This is a genomic window from Micromonospora sp. H33, from assembly GCF_052068455.1.
Classification (GTDB): Bacteria; Actinomycetota; Actinomycetes; order Mycobacteriales; family Micromonosporaceae; genus Micromonospora.
In genome coordinates, this window is the sequence record NZ_JBQHDE010000020.1 from 32970 (window position 1) to 50926 (window position 17957).

The 17957-nt window shown below is 74.2% G+C and carries 18 protein-coding genes; all 18 read right to left on the reverse strand.

What is annotated here, in order from left to right; translation table 11 throughout:
* Nucleotides 1–3 precede the first annotated feature (3 nt).
* Entirely contained in the window at nucleotides 4–1467 is a 1464-nt protein-coding gene (argH, locus tag ACTMS0_RS27650; protein WP_441158228.1) for an argininosuccinate lyase, read from the reverse strand.
* A 14-nt stretch (nucleotides 1468–1481) separates the two neighbouring features.
* On the reverse strand, nucleotides 1482–2687 hold the full coding sequence (locus ACTMS0_RS27655; protein WP_441158197.1) for an argininosuccinate synthase: 1206 nt from the start codon (nucleotides 2685–2687) through the stop codon (nucleotides 1482–1484).
* Nucleotides 2684–3199, reverse strand: coding sequence for an arginine repressor (locus tag ACTMS0_RS27660; protein WP_441158198.1), 516 nt, complete (start codon nucleotides 3197–3199; stop codon nucleotides 2684–2686). Before ACTMS0_RS27660 ends, ACTMS0_RS27655 begins: the two co-directional genes overlap by 4 nt.
* Nucleotides 3196–4167, reverse strand: coding sequence for an ornithine carbamoyltransferase (gene argF, locus ACTMS0_RS27665; RefSeq protein ID WP_441158199.1), 972 nt, complete (start codon nucleotides 4165–4167; stop codon nucleotides 3196–3198). The genes ACTMS0_RS27660 and argF overlap by 4 nt, the downstream gene beginning before the upstream one ends.
* Nucleotides 4164–5471: an acetylornithine transaminase gene (locus tag ACTMS0_RS27670; protein ID WP_441158200.1), complete on the reverse strand. Its 1308-nt coding sequence runs from the start codon at nucleotides 5469–5471 to the stop codon at nucleotides 4164–4166. Before ACTMS0_RS27670 ends, argF begins: the two co-directional genes overlap by 4 nt.
* Nucleotides 5468–6355, reverse strand: a complete 888-nt coding sequence (gene argB / locus ACTMS0_RS27675) for an acetylglutamate kinase (protein WP_441158201.1) — start codon at nucleotides 6353–6355, stop codon at nucleotides 5468–5470. Before argB ends, ACTMS0_RS27670 begins: the two co-directional genes overlap by 4 nt.
* Nucleotides 6352–7524: a bifunctional glutamate N-acetyltransferase/amino-acid acetyltransferase ArgJ gene (argJ, locus tag ACTMS0_RS27680; RefSeq protein ID WP_441158202.1), complete on the reverse strand. Its 1173-nt coding sequence runs from the start codon at nucleotides 7522–7524 to the stop codon at nucleotides 6352–6354. Before argJ ends, argB begins: the two co-directional genes overlap by 4 nt.
* Nucleotides 7521–8522, reverse strand: coding sequence for an N-acetyl-gamma-glutamyl-phosphate reductase (argC, locus tag ACTMS0_RS27685; RefSeq protein WP_441158229.1), 1002 nt, complete (start codon nucleotides 8520–8522; stop codon nucleotides 7521–7523). Before argC ends, argJ begins: the two co-directional genes overlap by 4 nt.
* 204 nt (nucleotides 8523–8726) lie before the next feature.
* The gene (gene pheT / locus ACTMS0_RS27690; protein ID WP_441158203.1) at nucleotides 8727–11306 is read right to left on the reverse strand and encodes a phenylalanine--tRNA ligase subunit beta; all 2580 of its coding nucleotides are present in this window, start codon (nucleotides 11304–11306) and stop codon (nucleotides 8727–8729) included.
* A gap of 35 nt (nucleotides 11307–11341) precedes the next feature.
* Nucleotides 11342–12409: a phenylalanine--tRNA ligase subunit alpha gene (gene pheS, locus ACTMS0_RS27695; RefSeq protein ID WP_441158204.1), complete on the reverse strand. Its 1068-nt coding sequence runs from the start codon at nucleotides 12407–12409 to the stop codon at nucleotides 11342–11344.
* 167 nt (nucleotides 12410–12576) lie between these two features.
* Nucleotides 12577–13467 carry a TrmH family RNA methyltransferase gene (locus ACTMS0_RS27700; RefSeq protein WP_441158205.1) on the reverse strand — a complete coding sequence of 297 codons (891 nt, stop codon included), beginning with the start codon at nucleotides 13465–13467 and terminating at the stop codon, nucleotides 12577–12579.
* Nucleotides 13468–13496: 29 nt separating this feature from the next.
* On the reverse strand, nucleotides 13497–13889 hold the full coding sequence (gene rplT, locus ACTMS0_RS27705; RefSeq protein WP_089008309.1) for a 50S ribosomal protein L20: 393 nt from the start codon (nucleotides 13887–13889) through the stop codon (nucleotides 13497–13499).
* Between the two features lie 32 nt (nucleotides 13890–13921).
* Nucleotides 13922–14116, reverse strand: coding sequence for a 50S ribosomal protein L35 (gene rpmI / locus ACTMS0_RS27710; RefSeq protein WP_441158206.1), 195 nt, complete (start codon nucleotides 14114–14116; stop codon nucleotides 13922–13924).
* A gap of 20 nt (nucleotides 14117–14136) precedes the next feature.
* Nucleotides 14137–14751: a translation initiation factor IF-3 gene (gene infC / locus ACTMS0_RS27715; protein WP_441158207.1), complete on the reverse strand. Its 615-nt coding sequence runs from the start codon at nucleotides 14749–14751 to the stop codon at nucleotides 14137–14139.
* Between the two features lie 357 nt (nucleotides 14752–15108).
* Nucleotides 15109–15582 carry a PH domain-containing protein gene (locus ACTMS0_RS27720; RefSeq protein WP_441158208.1) on the reverse strand — a complete coding sequence of 158 codons (474 nt, stop codon included), beginning with the start codon at nucleotides 15580–15582 and terminating at the stop codon, nucleotides 15109–15111.
* A complete protein-coding gene (locus ACTMS0_RS27725; protein ID WP_441158209.1) occupies nucleotides 15579–16598 on the reverse strand; it encodes a DMT family transporter in 1020 nt (339 codons plus the stop codon). The genes ACTMS0_RS27720 and ACTMS0_RS27725 overlap by 4 nt, the downstream gene beginning before the upstream one ends.
* Before the next feature lie 56 nt (nucleotides 16599–16654).
* Complete coding sequence (gene hisG / locus ACTMS0_RS27730; RefSeq protein WP_441158210.1) at nucleotides 16655–17500, reverse strand: ATP phosphoribosyltransferase; 846 nt, start codon at nucleotides 17498–17500, stop codon at nucleotides 16655–16657.
* 47 nt (nucleotides 17501–17547) lie between these two features.
* Nucleotides 17548–17811 (reverse strand): phosphoribosyl-ATP diphosphatase, encoded by a 264-nt coding sequence (locus ACTMS0_RS27735; RefSeq protein ID WP_130324127.1) that lies wholly within the window; start codon nucleotides 17809–17811, stop codon nucleotides 17548–17550.
* Nucleotides 17812–17957: the final 146 nt, after the last annotated feature.

Sequence of the window (17957 nt, forward strand, 5' to 3'; positions counted from 1 at the left end):
ACCTCAGCGCGGGACGACCCGTTCGGCCGCCCACTCCCGCCAGCCGGCGAGCTTGTCGGCGGCGGTGGCGAGCTGGTCGGCGACCGGGCCGGGGCCGGTCGAGCCGGGGGTGGTGCGGGCGGCGAGCGCCGAACGCACCGACAGGACGTCCCGCACCGACGGGTCGAGGTGCTCGCTGACCGCGGCGAGATCGGGGTCGGAGACCTCGTCGAGCGCGCAGTCCCGGGCCGCGCACAGCGCCACCAGCTTGCCGGTGATCTCGTGCGCGTCGCGGAACGGCACGCCCTTGCGGACCAGCCAGTCGGCCACCTCGGTGGCGAGGGAGAAGCCGACCGGCGCGGCGGCGACCAGGCGGTCGACGCGTACGGTCATCGTGGAGATCATCCCCGCGAGAGCGGGCAGCAGCAGCTCCAGGGTGTCGACCGCGTCGAAGGCCGGCTCCTTGTCCTCCTGCATGTCCCGGTCGTACGTCAGGGGCAGGCCCTTGAGCATGGTGAGCACGCTCATCAGCCCGCCGACGAGGCGGCCGGACTTGCCCCGGGCCAGCTCGGCGATGTCCGCGTTCTTCTTCTGCGGCATGATCGACGAGCCGGTGGCGAAGGCGTCGTCGAGCTCCACCCAGCCGAACTCGTGCGACGTCCACAGCACCACCTCCTCGCCGAGGCGGGACAGGTGCACGCCGATCAGCGCGGTGACGAAGAGGAACTCGGCGACGAAGTCGCGGTCGGCGACGGCGTCCATGGAGTTGGCGAAGGACGTGCGGAAGCCCAGCTCCTTGGAGACCGCCACCGGGTCCAGCGGCAGGCCGGAGCCCGCGAGGGCGCCCGCGCCGAGCGGGCTGATCGCGGCGCGGTGGTCCCAGTCGCGCAGGCGTTCCAGGTCGCGCAGCAGCGGCTGCACGTGGGCGAGCAGCCAGTGCCCGAAGGTTACCGGCTGGGCATGCTGGAGGTGGGTCATGCCCGGCGCCGCGGTGTCCACGTGCCGCTCGGCCTGCTCGACCAGCGCCTCGGCCAGCTCGACCAGCCGCGCGGCCACGCCACGGGCGTGGTCGCGCAGGTACAGCCGCAGGTCGGTGGCGACCTGGTCGTTGCGGGACCGCCCGGCGCGCAGCTTGCCGCCGAGGCTGCCGAGCCGCTCCAGCAGGCCGCGTTCCAGGGCGGTGTGCACGTCCTCGTCGTCGACGGTGGGACGGAACTGCCCGGACGCGCAGGCCGCCTCCAGGTCGTCCAGCGCCGCCAGGATCCTCCCCAGCTCCTCCGGATCGAGCAGGCCGGCACCGGCGAGGACCCGGGCGTGGGCCCGGGACCCCGCGATGTCGTACGGGGCGAGGCGCCAGTCGAACTGCACGCTCACCGACAGCCGCGCGAGGGCCTCGGCGGGGCCGCCGGCGAAGCGGCCGCCCCACAGGCTCGTCCGGTTGGTGGCGGCGGTGTTCTCGGTCAGGCTCTTGTCGTCCACCCCGCCCATTGTGGTGCCCACGGTCAGGCGCCACCCAACCGGGCGTCCCGGGCGGCGGCCATCTTGCTGGGCAGGCCCCACAGCTGCACGAAGCCCTTGGCGAGGGACTGGTCGAAGGTGTCGCCGGTGTCGTACGTGGCCAGGCCGAAGTCGTAGAGGCTGGCCTCGGAGCGCCGGCCGGTGACGGTGGCGCGGCCGCCGTGCAGGGTGAGCCGCACCTCGCCGGAGACGTGCTTCTGGGCGTCGTCGATGAACGCGTCCAGCGCGTACTTCAGCGGGGAGAACCACAGGCCGTCGTAGACCAGCTCGCCCCAGCGCTGGTCGACGCCGCGCTTGAACCGGGCCAGGTCCCGCTCGACGGTGACGGCCTCCAGCTCCTGGTGGGCGGTGATCAGCGCGATCGCGCCCGGCGCCTCGTACACCTCGCGGCTCTTGATGCCGACCAGCCGGTCCTCGACCATGTCGAGCCGGCCGACGCCCTGGGCGCCGGCGCGCCGGTTCAGCTCCAGGATCGCCTGGTATGGGGTGACGGTCTCACCGTCGATGGCGACCGGGTTTCCGCCGTCGAAGGTGATGACGACCTCGTCGGCGTCCCGCTCCTGGGCCGGGTCGGACGTGTACGAGTACAGGTCCTCGATGGGGCCGTTCCAGATGTCCTCCAGGAAGCCCGTCTCGACGGCGCGGCCCCACAGGTTCTGGTCGATCGAGTACGGCGACTTCGCCGTCACGTCGATCGGCAGGCCCTTCTCCTCGGCGAAGGCGATGGCCTTGTCCCGGGTCCAGGCGAAGTCCCGGGCCGGCGCGACGATCTTCAGGTCGGGGGCGAGCGCGGCCAGGCCGACCTCGAAGCGGACCTGGTCGTTGCCCTTGCCGGTGCAGCCGTGCGACACGATGGTGCCGCCGTGCTTGCGGGCCGCGGCGACCAGGTGCTTGACGATCAGCGGCCGGCTGAGGGCGGAGACCAGGGGATAGCGGTCCATGTAGAGGGCGTTGGCGCGGATCGCCGGCAGGCAGTAGTCGGCGGCGAACTCATCGCGCGCGTCGACCACCTCGGCCTCCACCGCGCCGCAGTCCAGGGCGCGCTGCCGGATCGCGTCGAGGTCCTCGCCGCCCTGCCCGACGTCGACCGCCACCGCGATCACCTCGGCGCCGGTCTTGTCGGCGAGGTAGGGAATGGCGACGGAGGTGTCCAGCCCTCCGGAGTACGCCAGGACGACCCGCTCGGTCATGGGGTGGTGCTCCCTTCAACGTTCTCTTCGCGGCGGGCCCAGCCGGCGAGCTTGTCGCCGAGCGCGGCTCCGCCGTCGGCCTCGCGGGCCACGACGAGGATGGTGTCGTCGCCGGCGATCGTGCCGACGACCTCGGGCAGGCCCGCTCGGTCCAACGCGCTGGCCAGGTAGTGGGCTGCGCCCGGCGGGGTACGCAGCACGGCGATGTTGCCGCTGGAGTCGACCCCGTTGAGCAGCTCGTGCAGCAGCCGCACGAGGCGGGTCGGCGCGGCCTCCGCCTCGCGCAGCGGGCGGTGGCCGTCCTCGGGGATCAGGTAGACGCCGCGCCCGTCGCCGCCGCGCACGGTCACCGCGCCCAACTCCTTGAGGTCCCGCGAGAGGGTGGCCTGGGTGACCTGGATGCCGCCGCCGGCGAGCAGTTCGGCCAGCTCGGTCTGCGAGTGGATCGCCTTGTCGCGGATCAGCTCGACGATGCGGCCGTGGCGGGCGGCCCGGGTCACCGGGGCGGTCATGGTGTCTCCCTGGTGGTGGCGTCCAGCGCCACCACGTCCGGGGCGGGTGCGGCCCCGAGCAGGAACGTCAGCAGCGCCTTCTGGGCGTGCAGCCGATTCTCCGCCTGGTCGAAGACCGCGCTCCGCGGGCCGTCGAGCACCTCGTCGGTGATCTCCTCGCCGCGGTGCGCGGGCAGGCAGTGCAGCACGATCGCGTGCGGCGCGGCGTGCGTGAGCAGCGCGGCGTTGACCTGGTACGGCAGGAAGGGCGTGAGCCGGTCCAGGCCGTCCTCCTCCTGGCCCATCGAGGTCCAGGCGTCGGTGGCGACCACGTCGGCGCCGCGGGCCGCCTCGACCGGGTCGGTTCCGGCGCGGACCGACCCGCCGGTGCCGGCGGCGATCTTCTCGGCGCGGGCCACCACGTCCGGGTCGGGCTGGAAACCGGCCGGCCCGGCCACCCGGACGTGCATGCCGGCGATCGCCCCGGCCAGCAGGTACGAGTGGGACATGTTGTTGGCCGTGTCCCCGACGTACGCGAGGGTCCGCCCGGCGGTGCCGCCCAGGCGCTCGCGGACGGTGAGCAGGTCGGCCAGCAGTTGGCAGGGGTGGTAGGTGTCGGTGAGCGCGTTGACCACCGGCACGGTGGCGTGGGCGGCGACCTCGGCGATCCGGTCGTCGCCGTGGGTGCGCAGCACGATCGCGGCCACGTAGCGGGACAGCACCCGCCCGGCGTCGGCGAGGGTCTCGCCACGCCCGAAGTGGGTGACCTGCGTGTCCACGACGAGCGGGTGCCCACCCAGCTCGGCGATGCCGGCGTCGAAGGAGATCCGCGTACGCAGGCTCTGCTTGTCGAACAGCACCGCCACCGACCGTGGCCCGGCGAGCGGCTTGTACGCGAACCGGTCGGCCTTCATCCGCGCGGCGAGGTCGAGCACGGCCGACTGCTCGGCGGGCGAGAGGTCGTCGTCCCGCAGGAAGTGCCGGGTCATGCGGTCTCCTCCGGGCAGGTCGGGCCGGTGTCGATGAGTCCGTCCGGGGCGCTGTCGGCGAAGCCACCCGGGCCGGCGGGTGCGGCGGCCTCGCGGGCATCGCTGACCGGGGCGGCGGTGGCGAGCGCGGCGTTGGCGAGCGCGGCGGTGTCGAGGGCGGCCGGGAGGGCGGCGACGAACGCGTCGACCTGGCCGGCGGTGAGGATCAGCGGCGGGGCGAGCCGGACCACGTCCGGCTGCACCGGGTTGACCAGGAAGCCGGCATCCCGCAGCGCGCTCGCCACCGAGCCGGCGACCGGCCCGGTGAGCGCGATCCCGAGCAGCAGGCCGGCGCCCCGGACCTCGGTGACCAGGGAGTGGCCGAGCGCCTCGATCCCCCGGCGCAGCCGTTCCCCGATCCGCTTGACATGATCGAGCAGCCCCTCGTTGGCGATGGTGGCGACGACCGCGAGGGCGGCCGCGCAGCTGACCGGGTTGCCGCCGAAGGTGGTGCCGTGCGAGCCGGGACCGAGCAGCTCGGCGGCCCGGCCGAAGGCCAGGCACGCGCCGATGGGTAGCCCACCGCCGAGGCCCTTGGCGAGGGTGACCACGTCCGGCTCGACGCCGTCGGCCTGGTGGGCGAACCAGTGCCCGGTACGGCCGACCCCGGTCTGCACCTCGTCGAGCACCAGCAGGGCGCCGTGTGCGGCGGTGATCCGGCGGGCCTCGGCCAGGTAGCCGGGGGGCGGGACGACGACGCCGTTCTCGCCCTGGATCGGCTCCAGGATCACCATCGCGGTCGCGTCGGTGACGACCGCCGCGAGCGCGGCGGCGTCGCCGTACTCGACGTGGGTGACGTCGCCGGGGAGCGGGCGGAACGGGTCGGCCTTGGCGGGCTGGCCGGTGAGCGCCAGCGCGCCCATGGTCCGGCCGTGGAAGCCGCCCCGGGTGGCGACCACGTGGGTGCGCCCGGTGAGCCGGGAGAGCTTGAAGGCGGCCTCGTTGGCCTCCGCGCCGGAGTTGGCGAAGAACACCCGGCCGGGCCGGCCGGCGAGCGCGAGCAGCAGCTCGGCGAGGGCCACCGGCGGTTCCGCGATGTACAGGTTGGAGACGTGCCCGAGCGTGGCGACCTGCTTGGACACGGCGGCCACGACGGCCGGGTGGGCGTGGCCGAGCGCGTTGACGGCGATGCCGCCGAGCAGGTCCACGTACTCCCGGCCCGCGTCGTCGACCACGACGGCGCCGGAGCCGCCGACCAGCGCGAGCGGCGGCGTGCCGTAGTTGTCCATCATGGACTGCTGCCAGCGGTCGAGGAGCGTGCTCATGACGGGATCACCATGGTTCCGAAGCCTTCCGACGTGAACACTTCCAGCAGCGTGGAGTGGGCGACCCGACCGTCGACGACGTGCGCGGCGGGCACTCCCCCGCGTACCGCCCGCAGGCAGGCCTCCATCTTGGGGACCATGCCGGACTCCAGGGAGGGCAGCAGCTTCGCCAGGTCGTCCGCGGTGATCTCGCTGACCAGGCTGGACGTGTCCGGCCAGTCGGCGTAGAGGCCGGGCACGTCGGTGAGGACGACCAGCTTCCGGGCCTCCAGGGCGACCGCGAGCGCGGCGGCGGCGGTGTCGGCGTTGAGGTTGTGCAGCACCCCGTCCGCGTCCGGCGCCACCGTGGAGATCACCGGGATCCGGCCGGCCGCGATCAGGTCGGTGACCGCCGAGACGTCCACCGACTCCACGTCGCCGACCTGGCCGACGTCGACCGGCTGCCCGTCGACGTACGCGGGCCGCCGCACCGCGGTGAACAGGCCGGCGTCCTCGCCGGAGAGGCCGACGGCGAACGGACCGTGCGCGTTGACCAGCCCCACGAGTTCCCGGCCCACCTGGCCGACGAGCACCATGCGGACCACGTCCATCGCCTCCGGCGTGGTCACCCGCAGCCCGCCCCGGAACTCGCTGTCGATGCCGAGCCGGCCCAGCATCGCCGAGATCTGCGGGCCGCCGCCGTGCACCACGACCGGCTTCAGACCGGCGTAGCGCAGGAAGACCATGTCGGCGGCGAAGGCCCTCTGCAGCTCCGGGTCGACCATCGCGTTGCCGCCGTACTTGACGACGACGCTCGAGCCGGAGAACCGGGCCAGCCAGGGCAGCGCCTCGATCAGCGTGGCGGCCTTGGCCTGCGCGCGGGTGAGGTCGGTGGTGAGGCTCATGTCGAGTACGCCGAGTTCTCGTGCACGTACGCGTGCGACAGGTCGTTCGTCCAGATGGTCGCCTCGGCGTCGCCGGCGTGCAGGTCGATCCGGATGGTGACGTCCCGCCCGCTCAGGTCGACCTTCGACCGGTCCTCGGCGGCGGCGCCACCCCGGCACACCCACACACCGTTGACGGCCACGTCGACCGCGTCCGGCTCGAACGCGGCGGCCGTGGTGCCGACCGCGGCGAGGATCCGCCCCCAGTTCGGGTCGTTGCCGAACAGCGCGGTCTTGACCAGGTTGTTGCGGGCCACGCTGCGGCCGACCTCGACCGCGTCGTCCTCGCCGGCGGCGCCGACCACGTCGATCGCGATCTGCTTGGTGGCGCCCTCGGCGTCGGCGATCAGCTGCTGCGCGAGGTCGTGACAGGCGGCGGTGACCGCGGCGGTCAGCTCCGCCTCGGTGGGCGCGATGCCGCTCGCGCCGCTGGCCAGCAGCAGCACCGTGTCGTTCGTCGACATGCAGCCGTCGGAGTCGATGCGGTCGAACGTGACCCGGCAGGCCGCCCGCAGCGCCGCGTCCAGGGTCTCCGGGCCGGCCACCGCGTCGGTGGTGAGGACGCAGAGCATCGTGGCCAGCGCCGGGGCGAGCATCCCCGCGCCCTTGGCCATGCCGCCCACGGTCCAGCCGCTGCCCTCGGCGACGGCGTTCTTCGGCCGGGTGTCGGTGGTCATGATGGCCTGGGCGGCGGCCGCCCCACCTTCACGCGAGAGCCCGCGCACCGCGGCGCGCACGCCGGAGAGCAACGCGGGCATGGGCAGCCGTTCGCCGATCAGGCCGGTCGAGCAGACCGCGACCTCGCCGGCGCCGAGCATCAGCCGGGGGCTGGCGGCGGTGAGCGCGGCGGCGGTGTGCTCGGCGGTGGCGTGGGTGTCCTGGAAGCCGCCGGGGCCGGTGCAGGCGTTGGCGCCGCCGGAGTTGAGCACCACCGCCCGGACCACGCCGCCGTGGACGACCTGCTGGGTCCAGAGCACCGGGGCGGCCTTGACCCGGTTGGCGGTGAAGACACCGGCCACACCGGCGTCCGGGCCGTCGTTGACGACGAGCGCGACGTCGGCGGCGCCGCTGGCCTTGAGCCCGGCGGCCACCCCGGCCGCCCGGAACCCCCGCGGTGCGGTGATGCTCACGGTGCGGTCCCCCAGACGGACAGGCCGGTGGTCTCCGGCAGGCCGAGCATGATGTTCGCGTTCTGCACGGCCTGGCCGGCCGCGCCCTTGCCGAGGTTGTCCAGTGCGCTCACCACGATCAGCCGGCGGGAGTCGACGTCGACGGTGGCCTGGAGGTGGCAGGAGTTGGAGCCGAGGGTGGCGGCGGTGTGCGGCCACCGGCCCTCCGGCAGCACGTGCACGAACGGCGCGTCCGCATACGCCTCGGCGAGCACCGCCTGCGGGTCGACACCCCGGGCGGGCACGGCGGTCACCGTGGCCAGGATGCCGCGCGGCATCGGCGCGAGCACCGGCGTGAACGACAGGCTGGTCGCGCCGGTGGCCTGCTTGATCTCCGGTACGTGCTGGTGCGCGCCGACCCGGTAGGGCGACAGGTCGCCCATGACCTCGCTGGCGAGCAGGTGCGGCTTGGCGGCCCGGCCGGCGCCGGAGGTGCCGGAGGCGGCGACCACCACCACGTCGGCGGGCTGGGCGGCGCCGGCGGCGATCAGCGGGGCGAGCGCGAGGGTGATCGCGGCGGCGTAGCAGCCGGTGTTCGCCACCCGGGTCGCGGCGGCGATCCGCTCCCGCTGGCCGGGCAGCTCGGGCAGCCCGTAGGTCCACTGCCCGGCGTGGGTGCCGCCGTAGTAGTTGGCCCAGTCGTACGGGTCCGCGAGGCGGTGGTCGGCCCCGAGGTCGACGACCCGCACGTCGGGGGGCAGCTGGGCGGCGAGCGCCGCCGACTGCCCGTGCGGCAGCGCCAGGAAGACCAGGTCCGCGTCGGCCAGGGCCACCGGGTCGGTCTCGGTGAGCACCAGGTCCAGCCCGGTGAGCTGCGGGTGTACGGCGTCCAGCCGGTGCCCGGCCTGCGTGTGGGCGGTGGCGGCGACCAGGTCGAACTCCGGGTGCCCGGCGACCAGGCGCAGCAGCTCGCCCCCGGCGTAGCCGCTCGCCCCGGCGACCGCGACCCGGATTCCCATACTCACCTCCGCATGACTATGCAGAGAAGGCTAACAGCGTTCTGCATGTTCATGCAATGGATTGCATGGCGATGAGGCGGTGTCGCGGATCACCGTGACGGGGAATGCGTAGAGGCCCGTACCGCTGATGCGGCACGGGCCTCGACCCCGCTGTTAACAAGGGCCCCTTCTACAACCGGAGGCGTTAAGAAGGGGCCCTTCCTTTCACGCTCCCCGGAGGGTGGCGCCGTGGCGTTCGGCGGCGCGGGCCACGGCGGCGTCGCGGGCCGCTACCGCCTCCTCCACCGTCAGGGTGCGGTCGGGCGCCCGGAACGCCAGCTTGTACGCCAGCGACCGGCGACCCGCCCCGAGCTGGTCGGACTCGTACACGTCGAACAGGCGGACCGACTCCAGCAGGTCCCCGGCGCCCTCCACCAGCGCCTCCTGGACCTGCGCCGCCGGCACCGAGGCGTCGACGACCAGCGCCACGTCGATCAGCGCGGGCGGGAACGACGAGACCGCCGGCGCCTGGAGCATCGGCGCGGCGGGCACCGCGTCCAGGTTCAGCTCCATCGCGCAGGTCCGCCGGGGCAGCTCCAGCGCGGCGACGACGGCCGGGTGCAGCTCGCCGGCGTACCCGACGACGGTGTCGTCGACCAGCACCTGCGCGCACCGCCCGGGGTGCCAGGGCGCGTGCTCGGCGGCCCGTACGGTGACCCGGTCGTCGGGCATGCCGGCGACCGCGAGGACGGTCCGCGCCGCCTCGATCGCGTCCGCCCAGCCGGCCGGGCGGCCCGCGCCCCACCAGCCGGTCGGCTCGACCTCGCCGGCCAGCACCACGGCGACGTGCCGCGGCTGGTCCGGCAGGACGGCGTCGGCGGCGGCGAACTCGGCGTCGGACGGCCGGTGGTCCACCCCCATGTGCGGCGGGGTCCCCGCGCCGGGGCGCGGGTGGAAGACCGCGCCGATCTCGTACAGGGCGAGGTCGCGCTGGCCCCGGCCGAGGTTGCGCCGGAGCACGCCGAGCAGCGGGCCGAGCAGCGTGGTGCGCAGCAGCGGCTCCTCCTCGGACAGCGGGTTGGCCACCCGCACCGCCCGGCGGCGCGGGTCGTCGGCCGGCAGCCCGAGCAGATCGGCCAGTTCGGGAGCGACGAACGGCTGCGACAGCACCTCGGCGTACCCCTGGTCGGCGAGCGCCCGGGCGATCGCCCGGCGGCGCCGCTGCTGCCAGGTCAGGCCGCGACCGGCGGGCGCGACCGGCAGCACCGACGGCACGCGGTCGTACCCGTCGAGGCGGACCACCTCCTCCACCAGGTCGGCGGGGTCGGTGAGGTCCGGCCGCCAGGTCGGCGGGGTGACGGTCAGCGCGACGCTGTCGCCGGCGGCCACGCCCACCTCGCCCGGGTCCTCGGCGAGCCGGTCCGCTCCGGCGGCGACGGCGCAGCCGACCTGCTCCAGCAGGGCCACCACGCGCGCCGGCGGGTAGCTCACCCCGACCCGCCGGCTCGGCAGGTCGGCGGGGATGGTGATCGGCGTACGCGGCCGTACGTGGTCGATGTCGAGGATCTCGTCACCGGCCGTGCCGCCGCCGTGCTCGACCAGCAGCCGGACCGCCCGGTCGATGGCGACCAGCGGCAGGGCCGGGTCGACGCCCCGCTCCCAGCGCTTCGCGGCCTCGCTGAACAGCTTGTGCCGGCGGGCGGTGCGCCCGACCATCACCGGGTCCCAGTGGGCGGCCTCGAAGAGCACGTTCGTGGTGCCCTCGACCACCTCGCTGGTCTCCCCGCCCATCACCGCGGCGAGCGAGATCGGGACGCCGGCACCCTCGCCGGCGAGGGGGTTCGGCAACCCAGCGTCGCAGATCACCATGTCCTCGCCGGTGAGCCTGCGGGTCACGCCGTCCAGGGTGGTCAGCTTCTCCCCCGGCTCGGCCCGGCGGACCACCAGCGGGCCGGCGATCCGGTCGGCGTCGAACGCGTGCATCGGCTGGCCCAGTTCGAGCATCACGTAGTTGGTGATGTCGACCGGCAGCGAGATGCTGCGGATGCCGGCGGTGGTGAGCCGCTGCACCATCCAGGCGGGCGACGGCGCGGTCGGGTCGACCCCGCGGACCATCCGGGCCGCGAACCGGTCGCAACCGACCGTGTCACGCACCTCGACCGGGTACGCGGGCCGCTCGGTCGCGCCCGGCGCCGGTACGAGCCCCGGGTCGCGGAACGGCACACCGACGGCGTGCGCCAGCTCGCGGGCGATGCCGCGCACCGACATCTGGTAGCCGCGGTCGGGCGTCAGCTCGACCTCGACCACGACGTCGTCGAGCCCCACCACCGGGCGGGCGTCGTCGCCGGGCTTGGCCGGGCTGGACTCCGGCAGCACGATGATGCCCGAGTGGTCGTCACCCAGGCCGAGCTCCTTCGCGGAGCAGATCATGCCGTTGGAGTTGCGCCCGTACGTCCTGCGCGCCCCGATGGCGAAGTTCCCGGGCAGCACGCCGCCGGGGAGGATCACCACCACCCGGTCGCCGACTGTGAAGTTGGTTGCCCCGCAGACGATCTCCTGGAGCTCGCCGGTGCCGTTGGCGTCGCCCACGTCGACCCGGCAGAACCGGATCGGCTTCTTGAAGCCGGTCAGCTCCTCGATCTCGCGGACCTCACCGACCACGAGCGGCCCGGTGACCGTCTCACCCAGGTCCACGATGGACTCGACCTCGATGCCCAGGTCCACCAGGGCCTGCTCCAGGTCGGCCGGGGCCAGGTGGGCCGGTAGGTCGACGTACTCGCGCAGCCAGCTGACAGAAACTCGCATGACTCAGACCACCGTCTCCGTAACTCGTGCCCGCACTACGCCCCGTATCCGAACGCCCGGGTGAACCGGACGTCGCCCTCGACCATGTCCCGCATGTCGCCGACGCCGTGGCGGAACATGACCGTCCGGTCGATGCCCATGCCGAAGGCGAATCCGGAGTAGACCTCCGGGTCGATGCCGCAGGCCCGCAGCACGCGCGGGTTCACCATGCCGCAGCCGCCCCACTCGACCCACTGCGGGCCCTTGCGGTGCTCCGGGAACCACACGTCGAACTCGGCCGACGGCTCGGTGAACGGGAAGTAGTGCGGGCGCCACCGGGTCTTCGCCTCCGGGCCGAACATGGCCCGCGCGAAGTGGTCCAGCGTGCCGCGCAGGTGCGCCATCGTGATGCCCTTGTCGACCACCAGGCCCTCGACCTGGTGGAAGACCGGCGCGTGCGTGGCGTCCAGCTCGTCGGTGCGGTAGACCCGCCCCGGGCAGATCACGTAGATCGGCGGCTTGCGGGTCAGCATCGTCCGCGCCTGCACCGGCGAGGTGTGCGTCCGCAGCACCAGGCCCGAGCCCTCCGGTGCGACGTGGAACGTGTCCATCAGGCCGCGGGCCGGGTGGTCCGGCGGGATGTTGAGCGCGTCGAAGTTCGTCCACTCCAGCTCGACCTCGGGCCCCTCGGCCACCTCGTAGCCCATCCCGACGAAGAAGTCGGTGATCTGCTCCATGAGGGTGCTGACCGGGTGCCGGGCGCCCCGCTGGCGCCGGTCGTACGGCAGGGTGACGTCCACCCGCTCCTCGACCAGCATCCGCTCGGCCTGCTCGCGCTCGAGGACCTCGGCGCGGGCGGCGTACGCGGACTCGATCGCCCGCCGCGCCTCGTTGACCCGCTTGCCGGCGTCGGCCTTGGCGGCCGGCGGCAACGCGCCGATCTCGCGGCGGGCCAGCGAGACCGGGGCCCGGTCACCCAGGTGCGCGGGGCGCAGCGCGGTCAGCGCGTCCGGGTCGGCGGCGTCGGCGAACGCCTTCTCGGCGGCGGCGACGGCCTCGGCCAGGGCGGCCGGGTCGAGCAGGGCGACCTGCTTCGGGTCGTACGGATCGTTGCGGTAGGTCATGGCGTACGGGCACTCCCTCACGGCGGCGCCGGCCCTCGTCAGGCGGCGAAGCGAGTCTACGGACGCGCGGCTTCGCCGCAGCCCGCCGGTGGGAGTTGTGCGGAGAGCAGGTCAGGCCCGCCGCCCGCCGACACCGGCGGGCTGGCTAAACGAACGCGGTGGCGCGTTCATGGGCGGGCGCTCTCCCCTGCTGTCTCGGCCGCGCGGCCGGTCGACGGCCGGCGCTGTGCTCTCGCTGAAGCGTACAGGCACACCGCCGCGGCCGCAGCTAGGTTCAGGCTCTCGGCGCGTCCGTGCAGTGGCACCCGGACCCGGGCGTCGGCGGCCGCGGTCAGCTCGTCGGGCAGCCCGTGCGCCTCCGAGCCGAAGAGCCAGGCCGTGGGGGCGGCCAGCCGTCCGGCGTCGGCGAGGTCGTCCAGGTCGTCCGCGCCGTACCCGGTGGTGGCCAGCACGGCGAGCCCGGCGTCCCGCAGCGCGGCGACCGCCGCGAGGGGGTCCGCCGCCCGCACCACGTCGACGTGGAAGAGGCTGCCGGCGGAGGCCCGCACGGCCTTGCCGTTGTACGGGTCGACGGCCTCGCCGGCGAAGACGACCGCCTGGGCGCCGGCCGCGTCGGCGGTGCGCAGGACGGTGCCGGCGTTGCCCGGGTCGCGGATGCCGGCGAGCACCGCGACCAGCCGCGGCCGGCGCGCCAGCGCCGTGTCCAGCGGTACGTCGAGGTGCCGGCACACGGCGACCAGCCCCTGCGGGGCGACGGTCTCGGTGAGCGCGGCGAGGGCCTCGTCGGTGACCTCGGAGACCGGGACGTCGTCGGTGGCGGCGCGGGCGGCCAGGTCCGCGTACCGGTCGAGCGCGGCGGGCGTACCGAAGAGTTCCAGGACCGTGCGCGGCCGGGCCAGGGCCTCGCGGACCGCCTGCGGCCCCTCGGCCAGGAACCGGCCGGCGGCGTCGCGGTCCCGGCGGCGCTGGAGCCGGCGGGCGGCGACGACCCGTGGGGTACGCGGCGTGAACGGTCCGGAGACGGCGTCGAGGCGCCTCCCGTGCGGTCGTGACTGCATGGGAGGCGCCTCGATCTGCCGTGGGTGGATCAGGCGGCCTGGGCCGCGGCGCCACCGGTGCCCTCGGCCGCGACGGCGGCACGGGCGAGCTCGACGATCGCCGCGAACGCGGCGGCGTCGTTGACGGCCATGTCGGCCAGGATCTTCCGGTCGACCTCGATGCCGGCCAGCCTGAGGCCCTGGATCAGGCGGTTGTAGGTGAGCCCGTTGGCGCGGGCGCCCGCGTTGATCCGCTGGATCCACAGCTGCCGGAAGTCGCCCTTGCGGTCGCGACGGTCCCGGTACGCGTACTGCATCGAGTGCAGCACCTGCTCCTTGGCCTTGCGGTACAGGCGGGAGCGCTGACCGCGGTAGCCGCTGGCGGTCTCCAGCAGGGTACGGCGCTTCTTCTGGGCGTTCACAGCCCGCTTGACGCGTGCCATCTCAACTCCTTTTTCGGTTCAGGTGGCGCGCGTCAGCGGCCGAGCAGCTTCTTGATGCGCTTGACGTCGGCCTTGGCCAGCTCGACGGTGCCGGTCAGCCGGCGGGTCCGGGTGGAGGACTTCTTCTCCAGGTTGTGGCGCAGGCCGGCCTGCTGGGCAACGATCTTGCCCTTGCCGGTCACCTTGACCCGCTTGCCCATCCCGGTGTGGCTCTTCATCTTCGGCATGTGGAACGTCTTCTCCCCTGTTACTCGCCGGTGGTCCCGGCGGGCCCGGCCGGCTCGACCGGCGGCGCCGTCTCGGGGGCGCCGGATTCCCGCTCGCCCCGCGGTAGTACGCCGCCGCGGGCAGCCGTGGCGGCCGCCTTGGTGGCGCGGTGCGGCGCGAGCACCATGATCATGTTGCGACCGTCCTGCTTCGGCGCGGCCTCGACGTACCCCAGCTCCGAGATCTCGGACTCGAGCCGGCGCAGGAGCCGGTATCCCAGCTCCGGACGGCTCTGCTCCCGACCGCGGAACATGATCGTCACCTTGACCTTGTCGCCGGCCTTGAGGAACCGCACCACGTGACCCTTCTTGGTCTCGTAGTCGTGCGGGTCGATCTTCGGCCGAAGCTTCATCTCCTTGATGACGGTCTGCTGCTGGTTACGCCGCGCTTCGCGCGCCTTCAGTGCGCTCTCGTACTTGAACTTGCCGAAGTCCATGAGCTTGCACACCGGCGGGCGCGCCATCGGCGCAACCTCGACCAGGTCCAGGTCGACGTCCGCGGCCAGCTGAAGGGCGCGCTCCAGCGGGACGATGCCCACCTGCTCACCCTCGGGGCCGACCAGTCGGACCTCACGTGCCCGGATCTGCTCGTTCACGCGTGGTTCGACGCTGATGGGGCCTCCTCGAGTCGAGTGTTCATGCGTGGCCGACCCCGCGGCTCCCGGGTGGGAACCGACCCGGAAAGCAGAAGGCCCCGGCGCATGCCAGGGCCCGCTCGACCGGTCGGCACGACCACATGGTCGCGCATCCGGGACCGGGACGTGCCCGGAACCGGTGACCGGACCCGGCCACCTCGCGGCGACTCGGGTGGGAGCAGGCGCTCCGCTTTCACGGCCGCCCGCGCACGCGGACAGCCTGGTCGACTCGACCACACTACACCCCCGCCATGGGTGGCCCCAAACCGGGCGCCCGTGGTCGCCGGCGCGGGGAGGCCGTTTCGGTGCCGCGTGCCGTCAGCGGCCGGAGGCGCCCTCGGCCAGGCGGGTCAGGTGACCCTGGTGCAGGCGGCGCAGCGCGCGGACCCCCTCGACGGCCAGTTCCTTGTCGGCGGCCTGGAGGGCCACCATCGGCAGCAGGTCGTCGTCGTGCAGCTCCAGGCTGGCCCACGGCGCGCCCCGGTCGAAGCGGACCCCCCGGACGACCTCCCACGGCAGCTCGTACGAGCCGATCACGTTGCGCACCCGCACCCGGCGCGCGTCCGCCTCGACCATCGGGCGGGTGAAGAGCAGGAAGCCGAGCGCGCCGAACACGCCCAGGCCGATCATGGCGAGCTGGTCGCCCCGCTGGAACGTGCCGTAGCCGTTGCCGGTCGGCCCGGTCAGCGACGTGGCCAGGAGGGTGAAGACCACCACCAGCGCGGCCGCCGAGGCCCAGCAGACCAGCCGGATGCGGCGGGGCCGGATGCGGATCGACTCGGTTTCGCTCACCCCACCAGTCTGCCACCCGCCCCCGGCCGGTCCGCGCCCGCCACACGCGGGCCCGTCACCCGCCCCCGCACGTCGGCCGACGGCCCGTCGCCCCGCCCCTCGCCCGGCTCGTCGCCCCGCCCCTCGCCCCGGCCCGCGAGCAGGGCGGCGGCCAATGTGAGCAGCGCCCCGGCGAGCACCGGCAGCCGGACGCCCGGGCCGCCGGGCAGCAGCGCGTCGAGCACCAGCGCGCCACCGAGCTGACCGGCGACCAGGAGCAGCCCGGTCCGCAGGACGCCGACCACCCGGACGCCGACCACCAGGCTGGCGACGATGCCGACGCCGAGGAGGCCGCCGGTGTAGAGGTACCAGGCGTCCGGCCAGCTCGGGGCCGGCCCGGTCAGGGCACCGGCCAGCGCCGCGACGAGCAGCACGGCCGGGGTGCTGACGGCGAAGTTCACCGCCACCCCGGCCGCGGCCGAACTGGCGGCGGAGACCCGGCCGTTGAGCGCGGACTGCAGCGCCACCGCGACGCCGCCGACGACGGCGAGCAGGACCAGACCCAGGGCCAGGTCACCGACCGGCTGGCCGAGCTGGGCCAGCGTCACCGCCGCCACGCCCAGCAGCGCCCCGGCCAGCCGGGGGCCGGTGAGCGCGATGCGCCCCACCGGCGCGAGACCGGCCCGGTCCACCGTCAGCCCGCCGAGGCTGCCGCCCGCGACCTGGGCGATGGTGAACACCGCCACCCCGAGCACCGGCACGAGGTACGCGCCGAGGACGACGATCGCGGCGCCGCCGAGCCCACCGAGGTACGCCCACCAGGGCAGGCCCACCCGCCGCAACCCGCGCAGGTCGGCGCGGAGTGTCCGGAGTGCCAGCAGGCCGAGCCCCACCAGCAGGCACCCGCCGAGATTGTTGACCACGGCGGCGAGGGTGGCGTCGCCGGCCCGCTCGCCCAGCTCGCCGTTGACCGCCCCCTGTGCGGCCGAGGCGACCCCGCCGATGGTCACCACCACCAGCGCGACCCAGGCGGGCATCGGTCGGGGCGCCGGCGGGGCGGACGGTGCCGCTCCGGGCTCCGGGGAGTGCCGCCTCACAGCCGGCAGGCGTGGATGTTCGTGACGAGGATGGCGCGGGCCCCCAACTCGTACAGCTCGTCCATGATCCGGTGCACGTCGTCGCGCAGCACCATCGCCTGCACGGCCACCCAGCCCTCGCGGTGCAGCGGGGAGACGGTCGGCGACTCGATGCCCGGCGTCAACGAGCTGGCCCGGTCCAGCAGGCCGGCCGGCACGTCGTACGCGAGCATCACGTAGCGCCGGGCGACGAGGACCCCGTGCAGGCGGCGCAGGAGCTGCTCGCACTGCGGGTGGGTCGGCGCGTCGGCGCGGCGGACCAGCACGGCCGAGGACCGCAGCAGCGGCTCGCCGAACACGACCAGGCCGGCCTGCCGCAGGGTGGCGCCGGTCTCCACCACGTCGGCGACGACGTCGGCGACGCCGAGGCGGATGGCGTTCTCCACCGCGCCGTCGAGGCGGATCACGTCGGCCTTCACACCGAGCTCGGCGAGGTGCCGCTCCACCAGGCCCGGATACGCGGTGGCGATGCGGTGCCCGCCCAGCTCCTGCACGGACTCGACGTCCTCGCGGCGGGCGGCGAAGCGGAAGGTGGCGCGGCCGAAGGCCAGGTCGACGACCTCCTCGGCCGGCGCGCCGGAGTCGATCAGCAGATCCCGGCCGGTGATGCCGACGTCCAGGTCACCGGAGCCGACGTAGGTGGCGATGTCCTTCGGGCGCAGGTAGAAGAACTCGATGTCGTTCGGTTCGTCCCGGCAGACCAGGTCCTTCGGGTCGGTGCGCTGGCGGTAGCCCGCCTCACGCAGCATCTGGGCGGCCGACTCGGCGAGGGCGCCCTTGTTGGGTACGGCGACACGCAACATGACGGGAGTGCTCCTTGGGATCGGGGAGGATCGACACGGGGACGCACTCACAAATGTCGGTAGACGTCCTTGAGGTCGAGACCGGTGGCGAGCATCAGCACCTGCACCTGGTAGAGCAGCTGGGAGATCTCCTCGGCGGTCCGCTCGGGCCCCTCGTGCTCGGCGGCCATCCACGACTCGGCCGCCTCCTCGACGACCTTCTTGCCGATGAAGTGCACCCCCTTCTCGAGGGCCGCGACCGTGCCCGAGCCCGGGGTGCCGGCGGCGGCCTTGGCCTGCAGCTCGGCGAACAACTCCTCGAACGTCTTCACGGGCCGATTCTCTCAACCACCCGGCCAGCACGATTCCGCCGGGGTCCGGCCCTCCCACCCTCGGCTCCCCGTCCCACCTGCCCGCCGGCGGTCGTGCCACCTGGGTCGCGGCTCGGACCGGTCTCGCCGTAGCGTCGACCCTCACC

What these genes read in the sequence shown, in the direction of transcription:
- argF (WP_441158199.1), bottom strand. Translation starts at nt 4,167, where the DNA reads ATGACCCGGCACTTCCTGCGGGACGACGACCTCTCGCCCGCCGAGCAG.
- pheT (WP_441158203.1), bottom strand. Translation starts at nt 11,306, where the DNA reads ATGCGAGTTTCTGTCAGCTGGCTGCGCGAGTACGTCGACCTACCGGCC.
- argB (WP_441158201.1), bottom strand. Translation starts at nt 6,355, where the DNA reads ATGAGCCTCACCACCGACCTCACCCGCGCGCAGGCCAAGGCCGCCACG.
- ACTMS0_RS27700 (WP_441158205.1), bottom strand. Translation starts at nt 13,467, where the DNA reads ATGCAGTCACGACCGCACGGGAGGCGCCTCGACGCCGTCTCCGGACCG.
- ACTMS0_RS27725 (WP_441158209.1), bottom strand. Translation starts at nt 16,598, where the DNA reads ATGCCCGCCTGGGTCGCGCTGGTGGTGGTGACCATCGGCGGGGTCGCC.
- rplT (WP_089008309.1), bottom strand. Translation starts at nt 13,889, where the DNA reads ATGGCACGCGTCAAGCGGGCTGTGAACGCCCAGAAGAAGCGCCGTACC.
- ACTMS0_RS27660 (WP_441158198.1), bottom strand. Translation starts at nt 3,199, where the DNA reads ATGACCGCCCCGGTGACCCGGGCCGCCCGCCACGGCCGCATCGTCGAG.
- rpmI (WP_441158206.1), bottom strand. Translation starts at nt 14,116, where the DNA reads ATGCCGAAGATGAAGAGCCACACCGGGATGGGCAAGCGGGTCAAGGTG.
- argC (WP_441158229.1), bottom strand. Translation starts at nt 8,522, where the DNA reads ATGGGAATCCGGGTCGCGGTCGCCGGGGCGAGCGGCTACGCCGGGGGC.
- pheS (WP_441158204.1), bottom strand. Translation starts at nt 12,409, where the DNA reads ATGACCTACCGCAACGATCCGTACGACCCGAAGCAGGTCGCCCTGCTC.
- argH (WP_441158228.1), bottom strand. Translation starts at nt 1,467, where the DNA reads ATGGGCGGGGTGGACGACAAGAGCCTGACCGAGAACACCGCCGCCACC.
- ACTMS0_RS27655 (WP_441158197.1), bottom strand. Translation starts at nt 2,687, where the DNA reads ATGACCGAGCGGGTCGTCCTGGCGTACTCCGGAGGGCTGGACACCTCC.
- hisG (WP_441158210.1), bottom strand. Translation starts at nt 17,500, where the DNA reads ATGTTGCGTGTCGCCGTACCCAACAAGGGCGCCCTCGCCGAGTCGGCC.
- ACTMS0_RS27670 (WP_441158200.1), bottom strand. Translation starts at nt 5,471, where the DNA reads ATGAGCACGCTCCTCGACCGCTGGCAGCAGTCCATGATGGACAACTAC.